23 protein-coding genes are annotated in these 24,323 nt (G+C 40.7%); 7 read left to right on the forward strand and 16 right to left on the reverse strand.

Going from position 1 to position 24,323, the window contains the following annotated elements; translation table 11 throughout:
- Window positions 1–5: 5 nt before the first annotated feature.
- The 5 genes from J1N10_RS10340 to J1N10_RS10360 form a co-directional block, all read right to left on the reverse strand.
- Window positions 6–1,214, reverse strand: a complete 1,209-nt coding sequence (locus J1N10_RS10340) for a lytic transglycosylase domain-containing protein (protein ID WP_262326626.1) — start codon at window positions 1,212–1,214, stop codon at window positions 6–8.
- A gap of 105 nt (window positions 1,215–1,319) precedes the next feature.
- Window positions 1,320–1,532: a Sec-independent protein translocase subunit TatA/TatB gene (locus tag J1N10_RS10345; protein WP_262326627.1), complete on the reverse strand. Its 213-nt coding sequence runs from the start codon at window positions 1,530–1,532 to the stop codon at window positions 1,320–1,322.
- Window positions 1,533–1,571: 39 nt separating this feature from the next.
- A complete protein-coding gene (rseP, locus tag J1N10_RS10350; RefSeq protein ID WP_262326628.1) occupies window positions 1,572–2,891 on the reverse strand; it encodes an RIP metalloprotease RseP in 1,320 nt (439 codons plus the stop codon).
- A 125-nt stretch (window positions 2,892–3,016) separates the two neighbouring features.
- Entirely contained in the window at window positions 3,017–4,174 is a 1,158-nt protein-coding gene (locus J1N10_RS10355; RefSeq protein ID WP_262326629.1) for a 1-deoxy-D-xylulose-5-phosphate reductoisomerase, read from the reverse strand.
- 29 nt (window positions 4,175–4,203) lie between these two features.
- Window positions 4,204–5,085 (reverse strand): M23 family metallopeptidase, encoded by an 882-nt coding sequence (locus J1N10_RS10360; protein ID WP_262326630.1) that lies wholly within the window; start codon window positions 5,083–5,085, stop codon window positions 4,204–4,206.
- 236 nt (window positions 5,086–5,321) lie between these two features.
- Between J1N10_RS10360 and J1N10_RS10365 the strand changes: the two genes are divergently transcribed.
- From J1N10_RS10365 to J1N10_RS10380, 4 genes are all read left to right on the forward strand, one after another.
- Window positions 5,322–5,474, forward strand: coding sequence for a hypothetical protein (locus J1N10_RS10365; RefSeq protein ID WP_262326631.1), 153 nt, complete (start codon window positions 5,322–5,324; stop codon window positions 5,472–5,474).
- A 12-nt stretch (window positions 5,475–5,486) separates the two neighbouring features.
- Window positions 5,487–5,702: a hypothetical protein gene (locus J1N10_RS10370; RefSeq protein ID WP_262326632.1), complete on the forward strand. Its 216-nt coding sequence runs from the start codon at window positions 5,487–5,489 to the stop codon at window positions 5,700–5,702.
- A gap of 301 nt (window positions 5,703–6,003) precedes the next feature.
- Window positions 6,004–7,692, forward strand: a complete 1,689-nt coding sequence (gene ggt / locus J1N10_RS10375) for a gamma-glutamyltransferase (RefSeq protein WP_262326633.1) — start codon at window positions 6,004–6,006, stop codon at window positions 7,690–7,692.
- 151 nt (window positions 7,693–7,843) lie between these two features.
- On the forward strand, window positions 7,844–9,229 hold the full coding sequence (locus J1N10_RS10380) for a sensor histidine kinase (protein WP_262326634.1): 1,386 nt from the start codon (window positions 7,844–7,846) through the stop codon (window positions 9,227–9,229).
- Between the two features lies 1 nt (window position 9,230).
- Here the strand turns inward: J1N10_RS10380 and J1N10_RS10385 are convergent, their stop codons facing one another.
- From J1N10_RS10385 to J1N10_RS10395, 3 genes are all read right to left on the reverse strand, one after another.
- Entirely contained in the window at window positions 9,231–10,448 is a 1,218-nt protein-coding gene (locus J1N10_RS10385) for an alanine dehydrogenase (protein WP_262326635.1), read from the reverse strand.
- Between the two features lie 63 nt (window positions 10,449–10,511).
- A complete protein-coding gene (tsaE, locus tag J1N10_RS10390; protein ID WP_262326636.1) occupies window positions 10,512–10,940 on the reverse strand; it encodes a tRNA (adenosine(37)-N6)-threonylcarbamoyltransferase complex ATPase subunit type 1 TsaE in 429 nt (142 codons plus the stop codon).
- Between the two features lie 62 nt (window positions 10,941–11,002).
- On the reverse strand, window positions 11,003–11,425 hold the full coding sequence (locus J1N10_RS10395) for a hypothetical protein (RefSeq protein WP_262326637.1): 423 nt from the start codon (window positions 11,423–11,425) through the stop codon (window positions 11,003–11,005).
- A 161-nt stretch (window positions 11,426–11,586) separates the two neighbouring features.
- Here J1N10_RS10395 and J1N10_RS10400 point away from each other — a divergent pair, with 161 nt between their 5' ends.
- The 3 genes from J1N10_RS10400 (at window position 11,587) to bla (ending at window position 13,667) form a co-directional block, all read left to right on the forward strand.
- A complete protein-coding gene (locus J1N10_RS10400; RefSeq protein WP_262326638.1) occupies window positions 11,587–12,162 on the forward strand; it encodes a hypothetical protein in 576 nt (191 codons plus the stop codon).
- A gap of 36 nt (window positions 12,163–12,198) precedes the next feature.
- Complete coding sequence (locus tag J1N10_RS10405; RefSeq protein ID WP_262326639.1) at window positions 12,199–12,795, forward strand: porin family protein; 597 nt, start codon at window positions 12,199–12,201, stop codon at window positions 12,793–12,795.
- 116 nt (window positions 12,796–12,911) lie between these two features.
- Entirely contained in the window at window positions 12,912–13,667 is a 756-nt protein-coding gene (gene bla / locus J1N10_RS10410) for a subclass B1 metallo-beta-lactamase (protein ID WP_262326640.1), read from the forward strand.
- Window positions 13,668–13,734: 67 nt separating this feature from the next.
- On the opposite strand, the gene J1N10_RS10415 is transcribed toward bla, so the two are convergent.
- The 8 genes from J1N10_RS10415 to trmB all read right to left on the reverse strand — a co-directional run bounded on the left by J1N10_RS10415 (window position 13,735) and on the right by trmB (window position 24,323).
- Window positions 13,735–13,977, reverse strand: coding sequence for a NifU family protein (locus J1N10_RS10415; protein ID WP_410053442.1), 243 nt, complete (start codon window positions 13,975–13,977; stop codon window positions 13,735–13,737).
- A gap of 7 nt (window positions 13,978–13,984) precedes the next feature.
- Window positions 13,985–15,091, reverse strand: coding sequence for an Mrp/NBP35 family ATP-binding protein (locus J1N10_RS10420; RefSeq protein ID WP_262326641.1), 1,107 nt, complete (start codon window positions 15,089–15,091; stop codon window positions 13,985–13,987).
- Between the two features lie 280 nt (window positions 15,092–15,371).
- On the reverse strand, window positions 15,372–17,495 hold the full coding sequence (locus J1N10_RS10425) for an efflux RND transporter periplasmic adaptor subunit (protein ID WP_262326642.1): 2,124 nt from the start codon (window positions 17,493–17,495) through the stop codon (window positions 15,372–15,374).
- A gap of 41 nt (window positions 17,496–17,536) precedes the next feature.
- Entirely contained in the window at window positions 17,537–18,769 is a 1,233-nt protein-coding gene (locus J1N10_RS10430; protein ID WP_262326643.1) for a TolC family protein, read from the reverse strand.
- Between the two features lie 3 nt (window positions 18,770–18,772).
- Complete coding sequence (locus J1N10_RS10435) at window positions 18,773–22,576, reverse strand: efflux RND transporter permease subunit (RefSeq protein WP_262326644.1); 3,804 nt, start codon at window positions 22,574–22,576, stop codon at window positions 18,773–18,775.
- A gap of 97 nt (window positions 22,577–22,673) precedes the next feature.
- Window positions 22,674–23,054 carry an HYC_CC_PP family protein gene (locus J1N10_RS10440; protein WP_262326645.1) on the reverse strand — a complete coding sequence of 127 codons (381 nt, stop codon included), beginning with the start codon at window positions 23,052–23,054 and terminating at the stop codon, window positions 22,674–22,676.
- A 139-nt stretch (window positions 23,055–23,193) separates the two neighbouring features.
- The gene (locus J1N10_RS10445; RefSeq protein ID WP_262326646.1) at window positions 23,194–23,535 is read right to left on the reverse strand and encodes an MGMT family protein; all 342 of its coding nucleotides are present in this window, start codon (window positions 23,533–23,535) and stop codon (window positions 23,194–23,196) included.
- A complete protein-coding gene (trmB, locus tag J1N10_RS10450; protein WP_262326647.1) occupies window positions 23,535–24,323 on the reverse strand; it encodes a tRNA (guanosine(46)-N7)-methyltransferase TrmB in 789 nt (262 codons plus the stop codon). Before trmB ends, J1N10_RS10445 begins: the two co-directional genes overlap by 1 nt.

Genomic DNA, 24,323 nt, shown 5'->3' on the forward strand with positions numbered 1-24,323 from the left:
TTTTATTATTGATAAAGTTGTTTGATCCGATTATCGCTATAGTAGTTATTTAAATATAAAACAGCTTTATAAGTTGTTGGTTCGTGCGCCACAAAAAAGTATTTCTCCTCCTTTTTAGGTCGCCAGACTATTAAACGCTGATTAATATACAAATTTCGATTGGGAAGGTTATTCCAATAGATAATGTCACTTATACGGCACTCGTTGTCAATGGCAATTTTATGAAAAAACTCTCCTTTTCTCACCTGATGCACAAAACTTTCACGATCTGTTTTGTCCCCTATAGGCATAGCCTTACTTATTGGCGGATTTTCTGCTTCAAGTTCATGAACCGCTCTCACAAAATGGATGACCCCCTTTTTAGGCAAAAACAAACAAACCGGCTCATCATATACCGGAATATAGTTTTTGGTGTAGGATGGATTTAGCCACTCCACCACTTCAAGAGGCGTTTGGGCTGCCTGATGTATTTGCTCGAAACTTAAAGACTTATGAATATATACTGTATCAACCTCTTTAAATGTCAATGGCGCCGGATTAAGAGTCACATCATGACGCTGGTAATTATTCATCACATAATTAACCGCAATAAAAGCCGGCACATAACTCTGCACTGCTTTGGGCAGATAGGGCTGTAATTCCCAAAAATTGGTTTTACCTCCGGAACGTTCAATGGCTTTTTGCACCACACCAATACCACCATTGTAAGCCGCTAATGCCAATTGCCAGTCATTCAGGTTACGATACAAATATTTCAAATAACGACAAGCAGCTTCAGTGCTTTTAACCGGGTCGCAACGTTCATCAACATAGTTATCCACTTTTAAGTCAAACATGCGCGAAGCATGGTAAAGGAATTGCCAAAGCCCCATAGCCCCCGAACTAGACTTCGCTCTTGGCTCCAAAGCAGACTCCACTATGGCAAGGTATTTTAATTCCATTGGCAAATCATACTTTGCTAAGTACTCTTCAAACAAAGGAAAATAATAATCCGCACGCCCAATAATATTCGATAAGTGCTCGCGTCGCTTAACAGTGTATACGTCAATATAAGCCTGAACTTTGGCATTGTAATCCAACTTTACTACTGTTGCCTTATCCAACTCTTTTAATCGGTTCTCGTACATCCAATCCGGATAATGCGGATAATCACTATCTACAAGCACTGTTGCACTCAGCACGTTACACATCATTACCATGCCTAATATCAGCATTATTCGCATTTTATCTAACCGTTTTTTTTGAACACTTTGAATATACCAAAGGCCAATCCTCAATGAGGGTCGGCCTTCGTCTTACTATTTTAATTTAAGTAATACCTACTTAGAAGAGTCGTCGATGGCCTCATCTTTATCTCCATCCGACTTTTTATCTCCTTCGTTACGTGCCTTTTTAAATTCTTTCATGCCCTGACCAAGCCCTTTCATTAACTCAGGAATCTTACGTCCTCCAAAAAGAAGAACTAAAGCCAATATGATAAGAATCATTTCCGGTCCGCCCGGCAGTGCCCATAATAATACGTAACTAGTCATATCTTAATTATTTAGTATATACAAATTTAATAAACTCGCTTATTTAAAGAAAGCTTTAAAGATATCATTTCCATTGGCAAATACCAGAAGGCCAAGTAAAAGAATCATACCTGTAATCTGTGCATATTCCATAAACTTATCACCCGGCTTGCGTCCTGTAACCATCTCATATAATAAGAATAAAACGTGACCGCCGTCAAGAGCCGGAATTGGCAATATATTCATAAATGCCAAAATCATTGAAATAAGTGCTGTGTTGGACCAGAAAACATACCAGTTCCAGGTCGAAGGGAATAATTTGCCCATGGCACCAAAGCCACCAACCTGTTTAGCACCTTCTTTGGTAAAGATCAAGCGCAATTGCTTTACATAGCCTACTAAAATATCCAATCCCTTAGCTATTCCTTTCGGACAAGCTTCCCAGAAACCATATTTATGACGCTGGATATCGACATAATTATCAGCTGTCACCAAATAGAAGCCAATCTTGCCTGACTTTGGAACCGTCAAACTTAAGCTGGTTGGCGCCCCATCGCGATAAACACCCAAAGAAATTTCTTTTTCAATATTAGCCGATAAAGAAGCAGTAAACTCATTAAAGAAAGCGGCGCTCTCACCATTTATGCTTACAATACTATCACCGGGTAATAATCCGGCTTCATCAGCATTGGAGCCTTTCATGGTTTCCTGCACCACCACAGGATATCTAACATCAGCAAAACCACGTACTTCTTCTGAGATCATCCGCTGATCATAACCTTCCGGAATTGAAAGATAGATGGTTTCTGTTCCACGCTGAACCGTTAACTTTTGAGCATTTTCCAGTAAAATAAAGCGGGCAATATCACCACTTTCTTCTACCACATGCTCATCAACTTTTAATACGATATCACCATCTTGCAATCCAATTTCTTTGGCTACTTCATGATAATACAAGCCGTGTTTAGCCGATTGAACAGGAATGTAGCTTTCGCCCCAGGTATACAACACCATCCAGTAGATAAAGAAGGCTGTGATAAAATTAACCAACACACCTCCAATCATAATCATCAAACGTTGCCAGGCTGGCTTTGAACGAAATTCCCAGGGCTGTGCAGGTTGAGCCATGGCTTCTTTGTCCATCGACTCATCAATCATACCCGATATTTTCACATAGCCACCTAAAGGCAACCAACCAATACCATATTCTGTTTCGCCTTTTTTATATTTAAATAGTGTAAACCATGGGTTGAAAAACAAGTAAAATTTCTCCACCCGTGTTTTGAATAGCCGAGCAAAAAAGAAGTGACCAAATTCGTGCAATATTACCAGTATTGATAAGCTAAGCAACAACTGCACTGTTTTAATAAAAATCTCCATTAATTGTTAGTTTTCTTATTTAAGCAACAAATATATTCTTTTCGGGCTAATAAAAGATTGATATTTCATGCTATACTCATAATAACACTCAATAAACGCTTTACCCCTAAATTTGTTAAACAGTTTTATTTATTCTTAATAATTTCTTCGGCAATGGCACGTGCCTCTGCATTACTCTGTATGTAATCATCCAGCGATGGCTTTTCCATCGTTGATGCACGCATCATCGTTTTTTCAATCACATCCGACATCTCTACAAAACCAATTTTTTGTTTGAGAAAACCATCGACTGCTATTTCGTTAGCTGCATTTAATACGCAAGGCATATTTCCACCTTTTTTCATGGCCTGATAAGCTAAATCGAGATTTCGAAATACTTTCACATCGGCTTTCTCAAAGGTCAACTCCGGATAATCCATAAAGTTAAAACGAGGAAAATCCGATTTATAACGCTGTGGAAATGTCATGGCATACTGAATGGGCAAACGCATATCGGGCAAACCCAATTGCGCTTTAATAGAGCCATCTTCAAACTGAACTAATGAATGTACGATGGATTGCGGATGCACCACCACTTCAATAGCATCGGGCTGAACATTAAATAACCAGCGCGCTTCAATAGCCTCCAGTCCTTTATTCATCATCGATGCACTATCAATGGTAATCTTATCTCCCATCGACCAGTTAGGATGATTCAACGCCTGGCAACGCGTGACTTTTCTTAAGAAATCAACCTTTTTACCACGGAAGGGTCCACCGGATGCCGTTAATAAAATTTTCTCAATCGGATTGTGAAACTCACCTGCTAAACATTGAAAAATAGCTGAGTGCTCTGAATCAACAGGCAAAATACTAACCTTATTTTCTAAAGCTAATTGTGTGATTATATCACCTGCTACCACCAACGTTTCTTTATTGGCTAAAGCAATCTGTTTACCTGCTTTGATAGCATTAATAGTAGGCAACAAACCCGAAAAACCAACCATTGCTGTTAGCACCACATCAATAGTACTTATCTGCACCACTTGCGCAATGGCTTCTTCACCGGCATAGACCTTAACATCTGTATCAGCCAAGGCATCACTCAACTGTTGGTACTTCTCTTTATTACCAATAACAACAGTATTAGGATTGTATTTCTTAGCCTGTTCAATTAATAAATCGATGTTATTATTGGCGGTTAACACCTCAACTTCAAACTCCCCGGCATGAGCATCAACCACCTCCAAGGCCTGTGTACCTATCGAACCGGTTGATCCCAGTATTGCTATTCTTTTCGACATGAAATTGTTTCTGTTGTGAATTTTTATCGCTACTTAAACGACATGTATTGCTCTGCATCTAAAGGCACACCATTGTACCATAACTCGAAATGTAAATGTGGTCCGGTGGTTAACTCACCTGAATTACCAACATTCGCAATGGCCTCACCAGCCTGAACCTTATCTCCCATGCTCTTTAGTAGGCTTTCGTTGTGCTTATAAACTGATATAAGATTATTCGAATGCTGTATTTGAATAACATAACCCGTTTCAACCGTCCATCCAGCAAACACTACTGTTCCGTCAAGCACAGCACTTACACGACTTCCGGGTTTGGCAACAATATCAACACCATAATGCCCTTGCGTTTCACCAAACTTACTGACCACAACCCCTTTAAGCGGCGTGAACAGAAAGCTATGCTCCAGCTCAAACTTGGTACTTTTATCATCGAAAACAGCCAAATTAAACTTTTCTTCCTTTTCGACTTGCTCTCGAAATAGAGAATCCTCTTCCGATTTCTTAAAAACAACAGCATTGTTTGAACCTTCCCCTTCAGCGTCTTCAACATCCTCAGGCAAAGCCCCTTCTGGCACTTCCCCTGCTACTATGGCGCGTATATCACGAAAGAAACGATCGCGACGCTCTATCTCCAATATTAAGCTATCAACGCGCTGTGAATTTTGTATAATGGAACGACGCTGCTGGCCATCCGGATAACCTGGTATGTATTCGCGCAGCCCCGTAAATGCTATTAAAAATATAACCATCACTACCAACACAACCAAACCAACACCCACTATAGTAAATACGTTTAAACGTGACAAACGCATGCCAAATACTTCTTCGTACGTTTGCTCATTAAAGATGGCTAACCTGTATTTATGTCTTAGTTTTTGAACTAGTTTATTGCCTTTTTCTTCTTTCGCCATTAGCTTAAATTTCAATTGAAGCAAAGGTAAAAAAAGTCATTAGAATACCTTATAAAGAGCCACAGAAGTCCACGACTTTTTGAACTCCTGAACCTATCGAATCCCAGGTCTTATTCTTGATAAAAATCGGAACTCAAAAGCACAACACAAAACATCACCTAACTCACTCATACAACGAACTTTTGGTACAATATTAATGAAAATCAAGGCCATTCGTCAACAAAAAACAGTATTTCATGGAAGGTGTTTTTATTCATATGACCGAAAATGCATTTAAGCCTGAAAAACACACCATTAATGGAATTGACAATAAATCCTTTGGTGTCTTTCTATTACACGCCTACTTTTATACCGTCAACAACACCCGGACGACAAAGGAAAGAAACTAATAGGAAAGAGTTATGATTATTAAATTAATTACTGCATTTGGTGAGATTCGTACGCACAATAAAGTAGCCGGGATTGAATTTCCTCGTAAAAACGAACTACAAGTCGTTTTTAAAGACACATTTGCCGATTTACTGATTCCCATATCACCATCAATGGACGAACAGTTACTGGTTAGTATTTTTTACGATTATCTTAATCGGCCAGAAAGTAGACTGGCAATAGCATAATTAAATCATTAAGCTGCTTAAATTTTGTTTGGTGAGTTGTTTGGGATGAATTAGTTTCTCAGACAAAACAAAGGTGATGCGAAATGAAATTTGTGAATTCGAATAATTACAAAAACGGCATAAACAATAGCATGGCTATTTAAAGAATTTTGTAACGGCTTGCGGGACTAATTCCCAAAATTAAACCGAAGCCATCCTACAGAAGACAGAAATATAACCTAAAAACTGCAGCGACTATTCCTTTTGAATAATTTCTGCAGTTTTTTTGTACTTTTATCAATACTTATCACCAAACAACCTAATGATGAAAACATTAACTACACTAAGTTTTCTTGCTTTTTTTAGCCTATCCGTTTTATCACAAGATAGAATTACCGGTTTCAACCATGCAACACGCAGTGAGGTAATCGCTCAAAATGGTATGGCCTGTACAAGCCAGCCACTGGCTACACAAGTGGCAATTGATATTTTAAAAAATGGCGGCAATGCCATTGATGCGGCCATTGCTGCCAATGCCACACTTGGCCTAATGGAACCAACAGGTTGCGGCATTGGTGGTGACCTTTTTGCCATTGTTTGGCATGCCGAAAGCAAAAAGCTATACGGACTAAATGCCAGCGGCCGTTCACCTCAATCGCTCAACATCGACCATTTTAAGGAAAATAACTTAACCAAAATTCCATCCTACGGCCCCCTTCCTGTAAGCGTTCCTGGTTGCGTTGATGGATGGTTTGAACTACATAATCGCTTTGGTCAACTTAAAATGAAGGAGGTTTTAGAACCCGCAATTAATTATGCCGAAAACGGCTTCCCGCTTAGCGAACTGATTGCGTATTACTGGCAACGGTCGGTCCAATTCCATGGTAAATATCCAAATGTTATCGATACTTATACAACAGATAGTATAGCTCCGGCAAAAGGTGATATTTTTAAGAATCCCTATCTGGCTGAAACCTATCGGCTAATAGCCAAACATGGACGTGACTATTTCTATAAAGGTGAGATAGCACACACCATCACCCGGTTTATTGAGGAACAAGGCGGCTTCCTTAGAATGGAAGATATGGCTCAACACTATTCACAATGGGTTCAACCAGTGTCGGTAGACTACAGAGGTTACGACATATGGGAACTTCCACCAAATGGTCAAGGCATTACAGCTCTTCAAATGCTGAATATCCTGAAAGGCTATGAATTTAGCAAAGATGAATTTGGTACTGCCCGTCATCTTCACTTAGTTACAGAAACTAAAAAATTAGCCTTTGAAGATAGAGCGAAATATTATGCCGATATGGACATGCAGGATGTTCCGGTTAAAGAATTACTCTCCAATAAATATGCAGATGAAAGACGTCAACTAATCGACGAAAATAAAGCAGGTAAATACGAGGCCGGTTCAATTAGCCGTGGCGAAACGATTTATTTAACTGTTGCCGACAAATGGGGCAATATGATATCGCTTATTCAAAGTAATTATCGCGGAATGGGTTCTGGAATGGTACCACCAAAATTGGGCTTTATGTTACAAAATCGGGCCGAATTATTCTCACTAAACCCCAAAGATGCTAATGCATTAGAGCCAGGTAAGCGACCGTTTCACACCATTATTCCGGCATTTGTAACAAAGGATAATCAACCTGTAATGAGCTTTGGTGTTATGGGAGGCGACTTTCAACCTCAGGGGCACGTACAAGTTATTATGAACTTACTTGATTTTGGCATGAATCTGCAGGAAGCTGGTGACGCTCCTCGTTTCAGCCACTCCGGTTCTTCAGAACCAACTGGCGCTAAAGCAAAAGACCGAGGCCAGATAAACATTGAATCAGGCTTCACCACTCCAACCATATTACAACTTAACAGTATGGGACACAAAGTTGGCTATAGTCCGGGTGGCTACGGTGGTTATCAGGCCATATGGTTTGATAAAGAGCGTGGCATATACATTGGCGCTTCCGAGAGTCGAAAAGATGGTATGGCAGCTGGTTATTAATACTTTTGGCTCTTAAAATACTTAATTGTTTGTTATTTCTTTAATGTGGCAGAATATGGCTTCAAACTATAAAAGTCGACCATTTGTCAAAAAAAGTTTAATGCCTACTTCTTTTTAAGTATTTTAAAATTCTCATAACTACAAGGATTATATGAATTGGAAAAACCTCTTCAAAAAAAATAGCTCAATACTTAGTCGGTTCAAAAAGGTAGAACCAACTATTTATGATATTGTAACACCCGTTAATCGCCATATAGGGCAACAATATTTCGAAGCTGAGGCTCTTCAGCTTTGCAATCTTATTGAAGCCGACTATGTTATAATTGGAAGATATTCGGCCGCCGACAACACTGTTGAATCAATCGCGTTTTCTGATGGCAAAAAGAACTTACCTAACATCAGTTACAGTATTGAAAACACACCATGTGACAATGTCATCGGAAAAAACACATGTCGCATAACATCCGGAGCCTGGGAGAAATTTCCACAAGGCAGCTTTCTGTCTGAGCAAAAAATCGAAGGGTATATTGGCATACCTCTCTTCAATTCTGGCTATCAGCCCAATGGGATTTTTATTGCTCTATTTAGAAATAAAATAAAGGAAGTTGAAGTCATTGAATCTTTGGTCTATCTATTCACTCCACGCATGAGTAGCGAAATAGAGCACAAAAAAGCCAAAGAAGAACTCAACATAAGAAATAAAGAACTAGAAATAACACACTTAGAACTCAAGAAGAAAAATAAAGAGTTAGACATCTCGTTACAAAAATTGAACGAAGCCCAAAAGAAATCAGAAGAAAACGATCATTTGAAATCAACTTTCCTGGCCAACCTTAGCCACGAAATACGAACTCCAATGAATGTTATTCTAGGTTTCTCGGAGTTACTTCGCACCGAATCATTAAGCACGGAAGAAAAAGAGGAATATATCGGTATTATCAACCTTAATGGCTTACAGTTACTAAAGGTTATGGACAACCTGATTGATATTTCGAAACTTCAAACCAGGCTTATACAAGAAGGCCCAAAGCTCTTCAACCTTAACGAATTGCTTGAAAACATGCTCAAACATTACATGAGAGAGGTAAAACTGATGCAAAAACCGCTTCAACTGTACCTTGAGAAGGGATTGGAAGAGCACGACGATCAAATAGTTACAGACCAGCAAGGATTGTTAAAAGTACTTAACCATTTGCTTGACAACGCTGTTAAGTTTACGATGGAGGGCTGGATAAAATTTGGCTACACTATAGTAGATGACCGTTTACTATTCTTTGTAAAAGATACGGGTATTGGCATCCCTGAGGGAAAAGAAGAAATTATCTTTGATATGTTTAGGCAAGTCTCCACCAGACATACTCGCGAGTTTGGAGGCAATGGCCTTGGTCTTGCTATTTCTAAAAAATACATTGACACACTTGGTGGCGAAATTTGGATAGAAAAATCTTACAAAGGTGGTGCGCACTTCTGTTTCACCATTCCATTTGAGAAAACCAGAAAAATCAACAGCACAGTTCCTAAAACAAGCTTAATGTAATTTAAAAGGCTGCCATAAGTAAGCCAATATCTTTGTATGGAATATTAAATTGACGACCAATATGGCTATTGGTCAATATACCTTTGTACAAATACATACCATTGCTTAAGCCCACATCCTCTTTAATAAGATGGTGAACACCACCGGCTTCTCCAAGCCTGAGAATTATAGGTGCAAATATATTACTCAAAGCAATAGAAGACGTGCGCGAAACTCGTGAAGCAATATTAGGGATACAATGATGAATAACACCATGTCGGGCAAAAACAGGATCATCAAAATCCGTACATTTACTCGTTTCGAAACAGCCTCCCTCGTGCATGCTTAAATCAATAATAATTGAGCCTTTCTTCATCTTAGCCACCTGATCTTCCGTCACCATAAATGTACGTTTTGTTTGAAGGTAACGTAAGTTTCCCAAAACAGCATCGGCACTTTGCAAGGCTTTTGTAAGTGCATGTGGGTGTAAAACAGATGTAAATATGCGTTGTCCTACATTTCTTTCCAGTTCGCGCAAACGGTGGTACGAATTATCAAACACTTTAACAGATGCACCAAGTCCAATAGCAGCTTTAGCAGCGAACTCGGCCGCGGTACCAGCTCCTAGTATTACCAATTCGGCTGGAGAAATGCCTGTTACACCACCCAATAAAACACCTTTCCCATTATGTGCCTTACTCAGGTATTCGCTGGCGATCATTACTGAGGCAGTACCTTCAATTTCGCTCATACTACGAATGACCGGATAGCAACCATTATCATCTTTCAACAACTCAAAAGCAATGGCATTTAATCGCTTGTCAAGCATTCGTTGAATTGATTCGCGCGACTGATTATAAAGATTTAGAAGAGAAATAACCAATTGATTGGCTTCAAGAACATCCACTTCTTCATTGGTAAGAGCCGATATTTTTAAAACGATATCAGCCTTTAAAACCTGTGTGTTTCCTTTAACAATTTGAGCGCCACACTCAGCAAAATCGTGATCAAAGTAATGAGCTCTATCACCAGCTCCTGATTCAAAAAGAACGGTATGACCATTGGCTACTAACAACTCTACCCCTTGCGGTGTGAGCGCTACACGATTCTCAAATCGTGAAGTTTCTTTGGGAATACCAACCGTTAATTTTTTCTTTCGTCGTCCTGTTTCCAACATTTCTTCCTGAGGAAGCAGGTGCGTTTGTCCCAAAGGGAAATACGAAGTTTTTTCGCCCATCATAGCCAGTCATTTTCCTTAATAACGTGCTTCAAGATAGCAAAAAAAGCACAATTAATGAACTAATTAAATCTTCTGAACGGTAATCTTACGGCGTCCGTCTTCCTCTTCTTCCAGGGTAAGTTCCAATCGTCCAGGCGGCAGTAATGAAGCTATTTTCTCAGGCCATTCAATCATGCTATAATGACCCGAATACAGATAATCTTCATATCCCATATCGTATGCTTCTTCCTCTTCCTTCAAACGGTAAAAATCGAAGTGATAAACAATTTGCTCTTCAGGTGTATGATACTCATTGACAATAGCAAAACTAGGACTGTTAACTGTATCCTCAACATCCAGCTCCTCGCATAAGGCTTTTACAAAAGTTGTCTTCCCAACTCCCATCGGCCCATAAAAAGCCAGCACACGTTCATCTTTATAGTTCGACAAAAAATCGGCTGCAACAGCGCTTATATTATCGAGTGAATCAATGTAAAAAGTATCCTTCATCATCCAAAAAATTACGCTGACAAAAATAATTGAAGAGTTTGAAATAGCAATACTATTATCTGTATTTAGAGTCTTTTATATGGAGGAACGCTCATAACGATTTCCTTCAAAACTTTCTCAAAAGCAGGAATATCGTCGCTGCGAACGTTAGCCAACTCTACCGATAACTGCTGTGTAGGGCTCTTTAAGGTATAATAGCTTCCATTACAACTGGCCCAGTTAATTTCATTAATTTTAATCCGCTTGGGCTTTAAAGGAAATTCATACCTGATGATTTCACCATTTTTAATTTTAAAAAAGCCATTACGCCTGCTATAAACAGACATTAGTACATAGCCTGATGCAATGATCGCATAAAGAGCTCCAAAAACTAACTTATCTTCAGTAAAGAACACATAGTAAGCTCCAAATAAGAACCAAAATATGCCCAAAATCAAATTACCTACCGTGTACATTTTTGTTTGTCGTGCTATCATAACTTCCTCCATCAAGAATTGAAATTTACTCTATTGCTGGTTAAATAACAAAGCTTTTTAACAATTAACACTATCGAATATAAGTTTACTTTCCATTAAATCATAATTTTATATATTCGTTTGACTAAACAAGCACAGTCATTTTTTATAAAACCTAATTTAAATCAAATACCATGGCAAAAATCAAACTGGAATTTGAGAAACTAACTATTCATCGGCCAAAAGAACGCTGGAAACTCTACTTTATTATCGTGGCCGAACATCCTACAGAGGAAGATAAAATGGTAATTACCTCCCTCCCTCAAAGCGACATCATTCGCCTTAAACCATCGCAGGGTAATGTTATTAATTTCGAACCTAAAGGTGACAATGTGGATGGCCTGTTTGTGATTGAGCGTGACATGCCTGCTGACAGAAGAGTAAGTGTTCGGGTTTACCTACGTCATACGCGCAAAAGCGTACGAGATACAGGCGAACTGTTGAGTGAAATACAAAAGGAACTGGGCAGCGATGCCGTTGGTATAGTAACTGATGTATTGGGAATTACTGGTGCTCCCTGGTTGGTCGTATCGAAATATGCGCTGGGTGCGCTTGGTAAAGTTCTACGCCAAGTAAAAGATAAAGACTTTGGCTTTGTTAGCATGGATGAGGAGTTTGGCGATGAATTTGAAAACCAGACTGAATTGGATCGCGAAAACACATTCTCCACCGGCGAAGCAAGCATTGTTTGGAGCTGGTCGGTTGATTAACTATACACTAATAACTCAATTTTTAAACCTCACACAATGAAGAAAATTTTATTAGTGCTGGCTATTTGCTGCACCACTCTTTCGTATGCGCAAGAAAAAGGACAATGGATTATTGGCGGAAATGCAGGATATAATTCCGACAAAAATGAGAACGAAAACGAATCCTCAACAACAAAAACATTTACTCTATCCCCTTCAATTGGCTACATGCTCAATTCAAAAATAGCTATTGGTCTGGGATTTAATTACTCAACAGCGGATGAAGAATTAGAAAATATTTACTACGGATATTCAATGAATTACAAAACCACATCTTTTGGCATAAATCCCTATGTTAGGATTCATAAAAACATCACTGAGCGGTTTTTACTATTTGTACAACCCGGAATTTTCTATTCGACGAACAAAATTGAGTACGATGACAGTGAAGACGACGTGAAATTAAAAGGCTTTGGCCTTGATTGTAGTTTAGGTTTCTTATATTTTATTTCAGATAAATTAAGTCTTGAACTCAATGTTTTGTCAGTTGATTACTCAAGTTTAGAAGAAACAGACGGAGAATATAAAAATGAATCTTTTGGAATAAATTACAATTTAACTTCTCCAAACATGGGACTTCGATACTATTTTTAAAACACAATAAAAGCTGCCTCAACCAAAGGCAGCTTTATTTTTGTAATCAATTATTCTCCTTTTACATCCTCTAAAAAGTTAATAACTTTACAAGTAGGCAACTAAAAGTTAAGGTTATGAAACGTCTTTTGTATATTTTCATTGGGGTATTGATCGCTATTCCTTGTTTTTCACAATCTGATACAACCATTATCAATAATGATTTACAACTGATTCATTTGGGCGATTCAGTTTTTATGCATACTTCATGGGTCGAATCAGAACAGTGGGGACGTTTTTCGAACAATGGCCTGCTGATTATTAAGAATGGTGAAGCGGTGATGGTTGACACCCCCATGAGCAACAAACAAACCAAAGAATTGACTGATTATTTAAATGTTGTTCTAAAAGTTAAAATCAAAGCCTTGATTGCCAGCCATTTTCACGACGATTGCATTGGTGGATTAGAATACCTCCAAAGCATCGGTGCAAAATCTTTAGCTTGTAATTTAACCATCGAAAAATGCAAAATAGAAAACCTACCAGTACCGAGTATTGGTTTCGATAAAGAGTACGATTGTCTGTTTAATGATTTACCTATTGAATGCCGCTTTTTTGGACCGGGACATTCATTTGATAATATAACAGTTTGGTTACCTGAGCAAAAAATTCTTTTTGGCGGATGCCTAATTAAGTCAGCTAATGCCCGAGGATTAGGTAACTTATCTGATGCGGTTGTAAACGAATGGGATGTAACGGTTGAGAAGGTGCAATATGCCTACCCTGAAGTAAAAACGGTAGTTCCGGGTCATGGTGCTTTTGGTGATGCGTCGTTATTAAGCCATACCATTAAACTGGTGCGTAACTATAAAGACAAGCACGCTCCCATGTAAAAGCCATGAGATTAAAATAAAAGTAAAAGCCGAATACCTTATTGATTTCGGCTTTACTTAGCTTATTCTACACTGCAATAACTTCTATTATTTGAGGTACCGATTTTTTAACCACCATTTCAACTCCCCCTTTTAAGGTTTGAACACTCAATGGGCAGCCATCACACGAACCTTCCAGGCGAACCTTTACCACAAAATCATCGGTCACTTCCACCAAACTAATATCGCCCCCATCACCTTTTAAGTATGGACGAATCTCTTCTAAGGCAGCTTCTACCTGCTGAGTAATTTCTACTATATTCTCTCCCATAACTCTATTATTTCTTCATTTCAACAATCTTCGTCTCAGGCATTGTGGCATTGCGTTTCTCAACACATTCTACCACTTTTTGAGCTAAGTCGGCAAAAGCCAGGCCTGTCATCGAAGCATCGTTCAAGGCGGCAGGCTCTCCTGCATCACCTCCTTCACGTATGCTTTGCACCAGAGGAATCTGACCTAACAGTGGAATACCCATTTTATTGGCTAATTTGCTTCCTCCATCCTTTCCAAAGATGTAATACTTATTTTCTGGCAACTCAGCAGGCGTAAACCAAGCCATATTTTCAACCAAGCCCAATACCGGCACCTGAATATTTTTACTTTGGAACATACTCACTCCCTTTACAGCATCGGCTAATGCCACATTTTGAGGCGTTGACACAATAACAGCCCCTGTAATGCTGATGGTTTGAACAATCGTCAAGTGAATGTCGCTGGTGCCCGGAGGCAAATCAATTAATAAATAATCCAGTTCGCCCCAGTTGCCATCGTTAATCAACTGACGGATAGCATTAGTGGCCATGGCTCCGCGCCAGATAAGCGCATCATCGGGGTTCACAAAATAACCGATACTCAACATTTTTACGCCATACTTCTCAACCGGAATAATTTTATCTTTCCCGTTAATCTTCTCCAATACAGGACGTGCATCCTCTGTTTGAAACATGATTGGCACTGAAGGGCCAAATATATCAGCATCTAACAAACCCACCGAATAACCCGCTTTGGCTAACGCTACGGCTAAATTGGATGTCACAGTTGATTTTCCAACTCCACCCTTGCCTGAAGCAATTGCAATAACATTCTTAACCTGTGGTAAAGCTTTCACCTCCGCAGGTTTTTCCTTTGGTTTTACTTTTACATAAATGTTACCTTCTATCTCAGCCGCTTCATCAACATAGGTTTTAATAGCCTGCACACACGCTTTCTTAAGAGAACCAACCATTGGGTCATTAGCTCTGTCGAACAACAAGCTAAAACTGATTCGTTTACCATCAATACGCAAGTCATCCTCTACCATGCCAAGCGTTACAATATCTTTACCTTTACCCGGATGCACAACGTGTTTGAGCGCATCCATTATGAGATTAGGATAATATTCCATGCTTATCTTTATTTAAACCTTGTAAAAATTAGACTCAAAGGTAAAAAAAATTGCGGATTTGATTATTTGTCAATTTGATAAAATAGAAGATCCTAATAATTCAAAACAGAAACTTAACAATCCACAAAAATAAGGCATAAAAGACTTCACTTAAACTTAGTTTTACAAGCAACTATTGGATTACTATATGTCAGGATTTTTTTTAATAAAATCAACTACTATTATGAATTGATAGCTATAGTACCAATCCATCCGGACTAATGCCCGGATGGATTATGAATTAATTTAAGCGTTCATACTTACAGCAACTATGCAGTTCGTTATAAACAGCATCATCCGCTTTATATTTATCCGTATCATGACCAACCTTGGCGATGGCCTTTTGAATGTCATCTTCAGTAGCTGGCGAAGAATAATTAACATGTATTTGTTTTGTTTCTTTATCCCAGTCAGCATCCATAACACCCTTAACCGATAATGCAGCCGTTTCTATACGCTCTTTACACATGCCACAGTTGCCACCAACCGCGAACATAGCATGATGCCTAACTTCATTACTTGCTGCATGCTCAAGTCGAGTGTAATGACAACAGCCTGGTAAAGCATCATAAACGGCATCTTCCGCTATATACTTTTCGGTATCATGCCCCACTTTAGCAATGGCCTTTTGTATTGCATCCGTATTGGTTTTAAGTGGCTGATAACTAACATGTAAAGCTTGCTTTTCGGCACTCCAGTCTGCACTGCTTACGCCTGAAACGGATAAAGCAGCGGTTTCAATGCGTTCTTTACACATATCACAATTACCAGCAACCGTTATCTTCGCGTGGGCCTTATCATTGGAACCTGTCTTTGTGGTGTAATGCAAACGCTCATACAAGCAGCAAGCCGGCAGTTGATCATAAACCTCATCATCGGCTTTCTGCATCTCAGTATCATGGCCAGCCTTGGCGATGGCCTTATGCACATCGGGCAACCCAGCTTTTTCAGGATCAAACTGAATAGTAATGGTCTGCGATTCGGCACTCCACTTAGCTGAACTAACACCAAACACTGTAAGCGCCGCTTTCTCTATTCGAGACTGACACATTTCACAATTACCGGCAACCGTAAAGGTTTCCGTTTGAAGCTTCTTTACGTCAGGAGCATTCATCATGCTTGGCAAGCCGATTAATTGTGCCGCCGCATCAATTTTAAACACACCATTGGTAGCTATCTCCTCACCAGGCTCCAGCCCTTCCTTCACAACATAGTAGTCTCCCGCTTCGGGTCCCAAAACAATCTCACGGTATAAGAATGTGGGCGATTCACGCTCCTGAACTTTGGTGTAAACCACAGCTCTTTTGCCCGTCCACAACACGGCTGATTTAGGTATAAGAACAGCCTTTTGCCCTTCAGCAATATTAGATTCGAGCACCCCATTGGTAAACATCTCCGGTTTTAAGCGAAGCTCCTTATTACTGATTTCCGCACGAACTTTGGCCACTCTCGTTTGCGCGTCGATAAAAGGATCCACATAGGTCACGGTTGTCCTAAACTCTTCGCCGGGCAAGGCCTGCAAGGTAAAGCTCACCTTATCCCCTGTTTTTATCCAGGGCAGATCTGTTTCATAAGCATCAAAGAGCGCCCACAACTGGCTTAAATCAGTGACTTTAAATAAGGCACCCCCCTCCTTTACATAGTCGCCAAGTGCCACATGACGCATCATGACCGTACCGCTGATTGGCGATAAGACATTAAAATTCACTTCCGGCTCGCCTGATTGTTCAATTTTATTGATCTGACTATCGGCTATGTCCCAGGCTTTTAGCTTGGCCCGGACTGCCTGATACAAAGATGGATTATCGGCTTTAAACTCCGAGGCTTCAATCAATTCGCGTTGGGCACTAACCAGGTTTGGCGAATAAATGGTTGCCAGTTTTTGCCCTTTGCGCACTTGCTGCCCTGTGAAATTGACAAAGAGTTCCTCGATGCGACCACCAAAGCGGGCGGTTAATTCCGAAATACGTCGTTCGTCGACATGCAGTTTACCCTGCATATAAATTGATTTATGCGGCTCCCCCATACTCACCACTGATGTTTGAATATCTGCCAGCCTGGCAGCTGATGCACTCATTACTATCTCATCAGGATCGGCATCGTCAGCACCGCTCCCCATTGATGATAAAGGAATTAGATCCATGGCACAAATGGGACATAAGCCAGGCTTATCCTGTTTGATTTGAGGGTGCATGGAACAAGTCCAGGTGGTCGCTTCTTCTTCGTGCTTATGACCCTGATGTTCGTCTCCTAATCCATCGGCGTTTCCAGATGGTGCAATGATCCATCCGATGACTAATCCCAGTATTAGAATACTCAGAACCAGCTTATAATTGCTTTTTATATTGTTGATTGTTGTTTTCATTTCTCTGTAATTAAAAGGTTAACACTTGATGAATCCATTCGCTATTTCCCCATTAAATAATGGATAAAAGCAACGGCGGCTTGTTTATCGGTGCGTGCTTTTTCCAATTCGAGGTTGTATTTTAACAAGCGCCTTTCCATCCTTAAAATCTCCTCGAAATTTCGATTGGCATAAGCATATTCCGTCTCCAGTAATTTCAGTGATTTTCGAACGATCGTCAGCTGCTTGTCAAACAATTCCATCCGACGCCGGGCATCCCGGTAATCTTTCCACGAATTTTCAAATACTGATTCAAGAATATTTTCTTTATCTGCCCGCTCATAGTCCCTGGCCGTTTCCAGATAAATGACCTCCTGTACCATGCTCTTGTATTTGTTCCGATACAAGGGAATCGTTAATCCTACCTTTGGAAAAGCGATGGCATCCTTCCCCGATAAATTATTGTCGCCTTTACCAATGGAAACATAATCAATGCCAAGGCTAAAGGTGGGCGCTCCTTGCTTTTGAGCCGCTTGTTTTTTAAATGCCAGCGCACTTTTTTGTAAATCGATATGAAGGAGCTGATGATTTTTCAATTGAATGGAGTCCAACACTGCCTCCTTCGAATACAAAATATCGGTCGACCACAACTCATCAGGAAAAGTAATGACCTTCTTGTCATTCGCGTTCACCAGGTTAGTAAAGCTGAGCTCCAACACCTCCTGCTGATCCTTTAAAAGGGCCAGTTGATTTTCCAGATCATTAATCTCCATCTCAATCCGGTATTGGTCAACCGCCGATACCAGACCGGCTTCAACCTTAACGATGGCCAGCTTTTTAAAGGTATTGAGTATCTCAATATTCTCTAAAGTGATACTAATCGCCTTGTTATTGAAATACAGATTATACCAATTAGCCTTAACCTCATTGAACAGTTTCGATTTGTTTTCTTCAAACATCTCATACAAGGCTTTGGCCTCTGCAACACTGGCATTTTCCTTGGCCTTTAATGTTCCAAACCAGGGAAACATTTGGGTGGCCGAAATCTTAAATTCCTGCGGGCCATTACGGGTTTCAACCGGTTGAATAAAATAAGCAAACGCTATTTGAGGGTCGGGCATAGCGCCCGCCTGCGGTGCTTTTTCAAGGGCAGCCAGATATCGGTTGAACGAGGCTTTTAGTGCAGGATTATTCTCCGCAGCCTCCACCAGATAATGATTCAGTTCATCCTGTGCCATTATCGTACCTGACAAACCTAATAGCACGAATAATATATAAACTTTAATGTTTTTCATGGCTTAAGCATTTTCAGGGTTATTCTTCTTGACTTTAGCTTCCTGCCACATGCTGTAAAGCACGGGGACCACAAACATGGTTAAGACCTCAATGGTCATGCCTCCAAATAAAGGAATGGCCATGGGCACCATGATATCCGAACCTTTACCTGTTGATGTTAAAACGGGCAAAAGTGCGATGATGGTGGTGGCGGTTGTCATAATAGCCGGACGTACACGTTTGGAGCCTGCTTCCAAAACCAAGGCCCGCACTTCTTTAACTGTTTTGGGTTTTCGTTTGTCCTGAAGCTGTTTGATATAAGTACTGATTAAAACGCCATCATCCGTTGCGACACCAAACAGTGCAATAAACCCGACCCAAACGGCAACACTCAGGTTGATGGTACTCACCTGAAACAGGTTGCGCAGTCTCATTCCGGCTACCGAACCATCCATAAACCAAGGCTGACCGTACAACCACAGCATAATGAACCCGCCGGATAAGGCCACAATAATACCTGAGAAAATCAAACTCGTTGAAACAACCGACCTGAACTGAAAATACAGAATCAGGAAAATGATAATAAGCGATATGGGAATCACGATTGTCAGGCGCTTTGTGGCCCGTATCTGATTTTCATAGTTCCCCGTAAATTTATAACTCACGCCGCCAGGCAGGGTCAGCTCACCATTTGCCATTTGTTCTTTTAGATAGGCTTGGGCGTTTTCAACCACATCCACCTCAGCATACCCTTCTTTTTTATCGAATATCACATAGCCCACCAAAAAGGTATCCTCACTTTTAATCATCTGCGGACCTCTGACATAATGCAAAGTTACCAGTTCGCCAAGCGGTATCTGGGCACCTGAGGGCGTTGGTATTAAAATACGCTGTAAATCCTCCGGGTTATCTCTGAACTCTCGGGCATAACGCAGTCGTACCGGAAACCGTTCGCGCCCTTCAACGGTGGTGGTCAGTGGCATACCACCAATGGCACTGCCTATGACAGCTTGTAAGTTCTGAACGTTCAGGCCATAGCGGGCAATGGCATCGCGCTCTATCTCCATCTCCAGATAAGGCTTCCCCACCACGCGATCGGCAAATACCGACATGCCTTGCACGCCTTCAACCTGCTTTAATTGTTTCTCTAATTCAAAGCCAACTTTTTCGATGCTTGGCAGGTCGGAGCCATACACCTTAATACCCATTGGGGCACGCATACCTGTTTGCAGCATCACCAAGCGGGTTGAGATGGGCTGCAGCTTAGGAGCCGATGTCAATCCGGGAATCGTACTTTTATCAATAATCGCCTGCCAGATATCATCGGGCGTTTTAATTTCCTGGCGCCATTGCCGGAAATACTCACCATTTTTATCAACCAGCAAATCCTCCGGATCAATCAAACGAAATGCTTCTTCCATCGGATTGTAAGTCGTTCCATCTTTCAGTATAAAGGCACCTTCTTTGTTTGTTTTAAAACGTAAGCGATGTCCCTTTTCATTGAGAATATATTCCGGCTTATAGTTGATCACATTCTCATACATCGAAGTCGGCGCCGGGTCCAGAGCCGAATTAACACGCCCCCATTTACCAACCACCGTCTCTACTTCGGGTATGGAATTGACCTGCTTATCCAGTAAACGAATAACGTCCAGGTTCTCTTCGATACCAGAGTGAGGCATGGTCGTTGGCATCAACAAAAATGAACCTTCATCCAATGATGGCATAAACTCTTTACCTATACCCGGGAGTTTTTCATCCAGATAGGCATATGAATTGGTATTTTTAATAAACGATGGTAAAAAACCAAACAGTTGATTAAAACCTTGCCAGCTGGTTACTCCAAACAGCACAATAAAAACCGGGACTATCAGAAATGCGACTTTATTATCTAAACACCAGTTTAAAATACGCTTATAGAACACCACCACCAGAGACAAACCTCCCAGAACGGTGGTGACGATGACTATCACAAACAAGAAATTGGCCAACAGGCTATTTTGCGCTCCAAGGGGCATCCATGCCTTTGTCAGGAAGAAAACAACCACCACAATGGTAATAGCAATATTTACCAGGTTGTTCCATTTCTTCTGCTGCTCCTTCCATCGGTAAGCCAATAAGCCATTAATACCATAGGCCGTAATAGCCAAAGCAATATAATTTCCAGAAATGATTGACAGTACAACGCCGGCTGCAATCAGAATGAAGTTACCCAATCGCTGATACCGCTTTTTATCAATCTTAATGGAGAAGATCAAGTGTGATAAAGCAGGTATGATTATCAGCCCGATGAGTAAGGCCGAAATCATGGTGAAGGTTTTTGTGAAAGCCAATGGCTTAAACAGTTTTCCTTCGGCCGCTTCCATGGCAAACACCGGCAGGAAGCTGATGATGGTGGTTGATAGGGCTGTGATAACAGCACCGGCAACTTCGGTGGTTGCAGTATAGACAACAGTCAACAACGCTTTCCCTCTTGCGCCTTTGTTTTCGGGCAGTTCAATATGCCGGATAATATTTTCGACAAAAACGACACCCACATCCACCATGACGCCAATGGCAATTGCAATACCCGAAAGGGCAACAATATTGGCATCGACCCCAAACTGACGCATGGTGATAAAAGTGATTAAAACACCTATTGGCAGAAGGCTGGAAATCAAAAACGAAGCACGCAGATTAAAAACTAACACAATCACCACCAGGATGCTAATTAATAATTCAAGGGTAATGGCTTCTTCCAGCGTTCCTAATGTTTCTTTGATTAATCCTGTACGGTCATAAAAAGGCACTATTGTAACTTTAGAAACAGTACCGTCGGCCAATGTTTTAGAAGGCAAGCCTGGTTCAATCTCAGCTATCTTGGCCTTCATATTTTCAATCGTTATAAGCGGGTTGGCGCCATAGCGGGCCACTACTACACCCCCAACGGCCTCGGCACCACCTTTATCTAGTCCTCCCCGCCTTGTGGCAGGACCAAAGTTGATCTTCGCCACATCTTTCAAGCGTATGGGCACATTGTTGCGCACAGCAACAACGCTCTTTTCCAAATCTTCCAGGTTTTTGATATAACCCAGGGCACGCACCAAATACTCGACGCGATTAAACTCTATCGTTCTCGCTCCAATATCGAGGTTACTGTTTTTCACGGCCGACATAATTTGTGCGATCGTCACATGATGGGCTTTCATGGCGTTGGGGTCAATATCCACCTGGTACTCCTTAACAAAACCACCTATGGAAGCGACCTCTGCCACCCCTTCAGCTGCTGTTAAAGAATAACGCACATAAAAATCCTGGACAGTTCGAAGCTCATGCGGATCCCAGCCACCAGCCGGATTACCTTCAGCATCGCGCCCTTCCAGTGTGTACCAATAGATTTGCCCCAGAGCGGTGGCATCGGGCCCCAGTGCCGGAGAGACATCTGGTGGCAAAGTTCCAGCTGGTAATGAATTGAGTTTCTCAAGAATGCGGGTTCGACTCCAGTAAAACTCAACATCTTCGTCGAAAATGATATAAATACTGGATAGACCAAAAATGGAGTTACTCCGAATGGTTTTAACACCAGGAATACCCAATAGTGAAGTGGTTAATGGATAGGAGATTTGGTCTTCAATATCCTGTGGCGAACGGCCTGGCCACTCAGTATAGACTATTTGTTGATTCTCACCAATATCTGGTATCGCATCAACAGGCACTGGATCAGTTGGTAAAACACCTATATCCCAGCCAAATGGGGATGTTATAATTCCCCAGCTAAGGAAAACAAGCAAAACTATGAAGGTGACCAGCTTATTTTCCAGAAAAAAGCGAATGATAGAATTAAGCATATCAATGCGTTTATGATTTATATTCGAAATGAATAATTGCTTTTAACGACTGAATAGATCTATGCCAGTCGAGTCAATTAATAATCAAATCGAAAAATCACAAACGATACACTTGAATAACCGAAAGAAAATCAGGAACCTCTTTGGGTGGTGGCAAACTGTAACCCGATAATTCTAAATCCTGTTGTTCAACTTCCTTGATGACAAGGTGTTGAATAATCGGGATTAAAAGCTCAAATGATGCTTCCTGAAAATTTATATCAGTTGCTGTCACTAAAAAATTTTCATCCAGCTCAAAATGTTCGGATTCATCATGGCAACAGCCTGCAGAACAACCAGCCTCACAGCAGGATTTGGCTTCACTAAAAACATTCACATCAACTAAGTTACCGCCACAATAATGTTTGGATACAGTCATACCGGTTGTTGAAACCAACAACACGATTACCATTACTATATGACTGATTTTCCGAAGCATAATTTCAGTAAAGCTGTTAACAAAGAAACACAAACAAAACTGGAAAGTTTAACAGACGATGCGCTTTAACAAATCATTAACCGTAAAGTAGTCCAGCTAACAACAAGCTATCATGAATGGGCTATTAGTAATCCAAAATCTACAGCAACTCTTTTGAGGGATCCCAAAAAACATCCTTAAAATTAACGATTTGGTTATCTTCCACGATAACACCTTCATTTTCAAGCAACTCCTTCATTGTTTCACCACCGGGAAAGTGATGCTTACCCGTTAAGAGCCCTTTACTATTGACCACTCGATGCGCCGGAACAAACCGATGCCAGCTACTACATTTATTCATGGCCCACCCTACCATGCGCGCACCCCGATAACTACCAATATAGTTGGCTATAGCCCCATAACTAGTAACACGGCCATGAGGTATAAGCTCAGCAACCTGGTACACGCGTTCAAAAAAATCGGACTCTTTTTTTGCCGTCACTACTTACCTTTTTTTCGTGATAAGGGATTGCTTTTAATCGATTCTTTCTCTTTCACAACACCACGACCGCCGCTATGATATTCGTCAAAATCAATTTCAATATCCGGTTCAATCCAATTGTCCCGGTCTTCTAAATGGAATTTTAAATATTTAATAGCCAATCCGTGGGCCAGCCATTTCGATTCGTAATGCGTCTGAATCGATAAGATTTCATCGTCGTATCCAGAACCGTATAAATCACTCTCATTCACCTCAACAGCCAATTGATTCTCCTTCACCATTTCAGCGGTGTAGGTATACAAAAACTGCGAATCGGTCTTAAGATGAACCAACCCACCTGGTTTTAAAAACTGCTTGTACAATTGCAGAAATCGCGTTGAAGACAGGCGCTTATTCACTTTCTTCATCTGCGGATCGGGGAAAGTCAACCAGATTTCATCCACCTCATTTTCGGCAAAAAAGGACGTAATAAATTCAATACGCGTCCGCACAAATGCGACATTCTTTAGTCCTTTATGCATTGAGTCGGTTGCTCCACGATGCATTCGTGCCCCTTTGATATCAATACCAATAAAGTTCTTATCTGGAAATAATTCGGCTAATCCAACGGTATACTCCCCTTTACCACATCCCAATTCTAAAACTAATGGGTTGTCATTTTTAAAGAATTCTTTGTGCCATTTTCCTTTTAAAGAGAAGGACTCTCCTTGTAATGGATTAAAGTCGGCTTCAAACACATGGTCGTAAGTTGCCATTTCGGCAAACTTCTTCAACTTATTCTTTCCCAC

Source organism: Carboxylicivirga litoralis (genome assembly GCF_025499605.1).
Lineage (GTDB): Bacteria > Bacteroidota > Bacteroidia > Bacteroidales > Marinilabiliaceae > Carboxylicivirga > Carboxylicivirga litoralis.

Excerpts from the sequence above, each read along its gene's own strand:
- J1N10_RS10340 (WP_262326626.1), bottom strand. The coding sequence starts at position 1,214 with ATGCTGATATTAGGCATGGTAATGATGTGTAACGTGCTGAGTGCAACA.
- J1N10_RS10345 (WP_262326627.1), bottom strand. The coding sequence starts at position 1,532 with ATGACTAGTTACGTATTATTATGGGCACTGCCGGGCGGACCGGAAATG.
- rseP (WP_262326628.1), bottom strand. The coding sequence starts at position 2,891 with ATGGAGATTTTTATTAAAACAGTGCAGTTGTTGCTTAGCTTATCAATA.
- J1N10_RS10355 (WP_262326629.1), bottom strand. The coding sequence starts at position 4,174 with ATGTCGAAAAGAATAGCAATACTGGGATCAACCGGTTCGATAGGTACA.
- J1N10_RS10360 (WP_262326630.1), bottom strand. The coding sequence starts at position 5,085 with ATGGCGAAAGAAGAAAAAGGCAATAAACTAGTTCAAAAACTAAGACAT.
- J1N10_RS10365 (WP_262326631.1), top strand. The coding sequence starts at position 5,322 with ATGGAAGGTGTTTTTATTCATATGACCGAAAATGCATTTAAGCCTGAA.
- J1N10_RS10370 (WP_262326632.1), top strand. The coding sequence starts at position 5,487 with ATGATTATTAAATTAATTACTGCATTTGGTGAGATTCGTACGCACAAT.
- ggt (WP_262326633.1), top strand. The coding sequence starts at position 6,004 with ATGATGAAAACATTAACTACACTAAGTTTTCTTGCTTTTTTTAGCCTA.
- J1N10_RS10380 (WP_262326634.1), top strand. The coding sequence starts at position 7,844 with ATGAATTGGAAAAACCTCTTCAAAAAAAATAGCTCAATACTTAGTCGG.
- J1N10_RS10385 (WP_262326635.1), bottom strand. The coding sequence starts at position 10,448 with ATGATGGGCGAAAAAACTTCGTATTTCCCTTTGGGACAAACGCACCTG.
- tsaE (WP_262326636.1), bottom strand. The coding sequence starts at position 10,940 with ATGATGAAGGATACTTTTTACATTGATTCACTCGATAATATAAGCGCT.
- J1N10_RS10395 (WP_262326637.1), bottom strand. The coding sequence starts at position 11,425 with ATGGAGGAAGTTATGATAGCACGACAAACAAAAATGTACACGGTAGGT.
- J1N10_RS10400 (WP_262326638.1), top strand. The coding sequence starts at position 11,587 with ATGGCAAAAATCAAACTGGAATTTGAGAAACTAACTATTCATCGGCCA.
- J1N10_RS10405 (WP_262326639.1), top strand. The coding sequence starts at position 12,199 with ATGAAGAAAATTTTATTAGTGCTGGCTATTTGCTGCACCACTCTTTCG.
- bla (WP_262326640.1), top strand. The coding sequence starts at position 12,912 with ATGAAACGTCTTTTGTATATTTTCATTGGGGTATTGATCGCTATTCCT.
- J1N10_RS10415 (WP_410053442.1), bottom strand. The coding sequence starts at position 13,977 with ATGGGAGAGAATATAGTAGAAATTACTCAGCAGGTAGAAGCTGCCTTA.
- J1N10_RS10420 (WP_262326641.1), bottom strand. The coding sequence starts at position 15,091 with ATGGAATATTATCCTAATCTCATAATGGATGCGCTCAAACACGTTGTG.
- J1N10_RS10425 (WP_262326642.1), bottom strand. The coding sequence starts at position 17,495 with ATGAAAACAACAATCAACAATATAAAAAGCAATTATAAGCTGGTTCTG.
- J1N10_RS10430 (WP_262326643.1), bottom strand. The coding sequence starts at position 18,769 with ATGAAAAACATTAAAGTTTATATATTATTCGTGCTATTAGGTTTGTCA.
- J1N10_RS10435 (WP_262326644.1), bottom strand. The coding sequence starts at position 22,576 with ATGCTTAATTCTATCATTCGCTTTTTTCTGGAAAATAAGCTGGTCACC.
- J1N10_RS10440 (WP_262326645.1), bottom strand. The coding sequence starts at position 23,054 with ATGCTTCGGAAAATCAGTCATATAGTAATGGTAATCGTGTTGTTGGTT.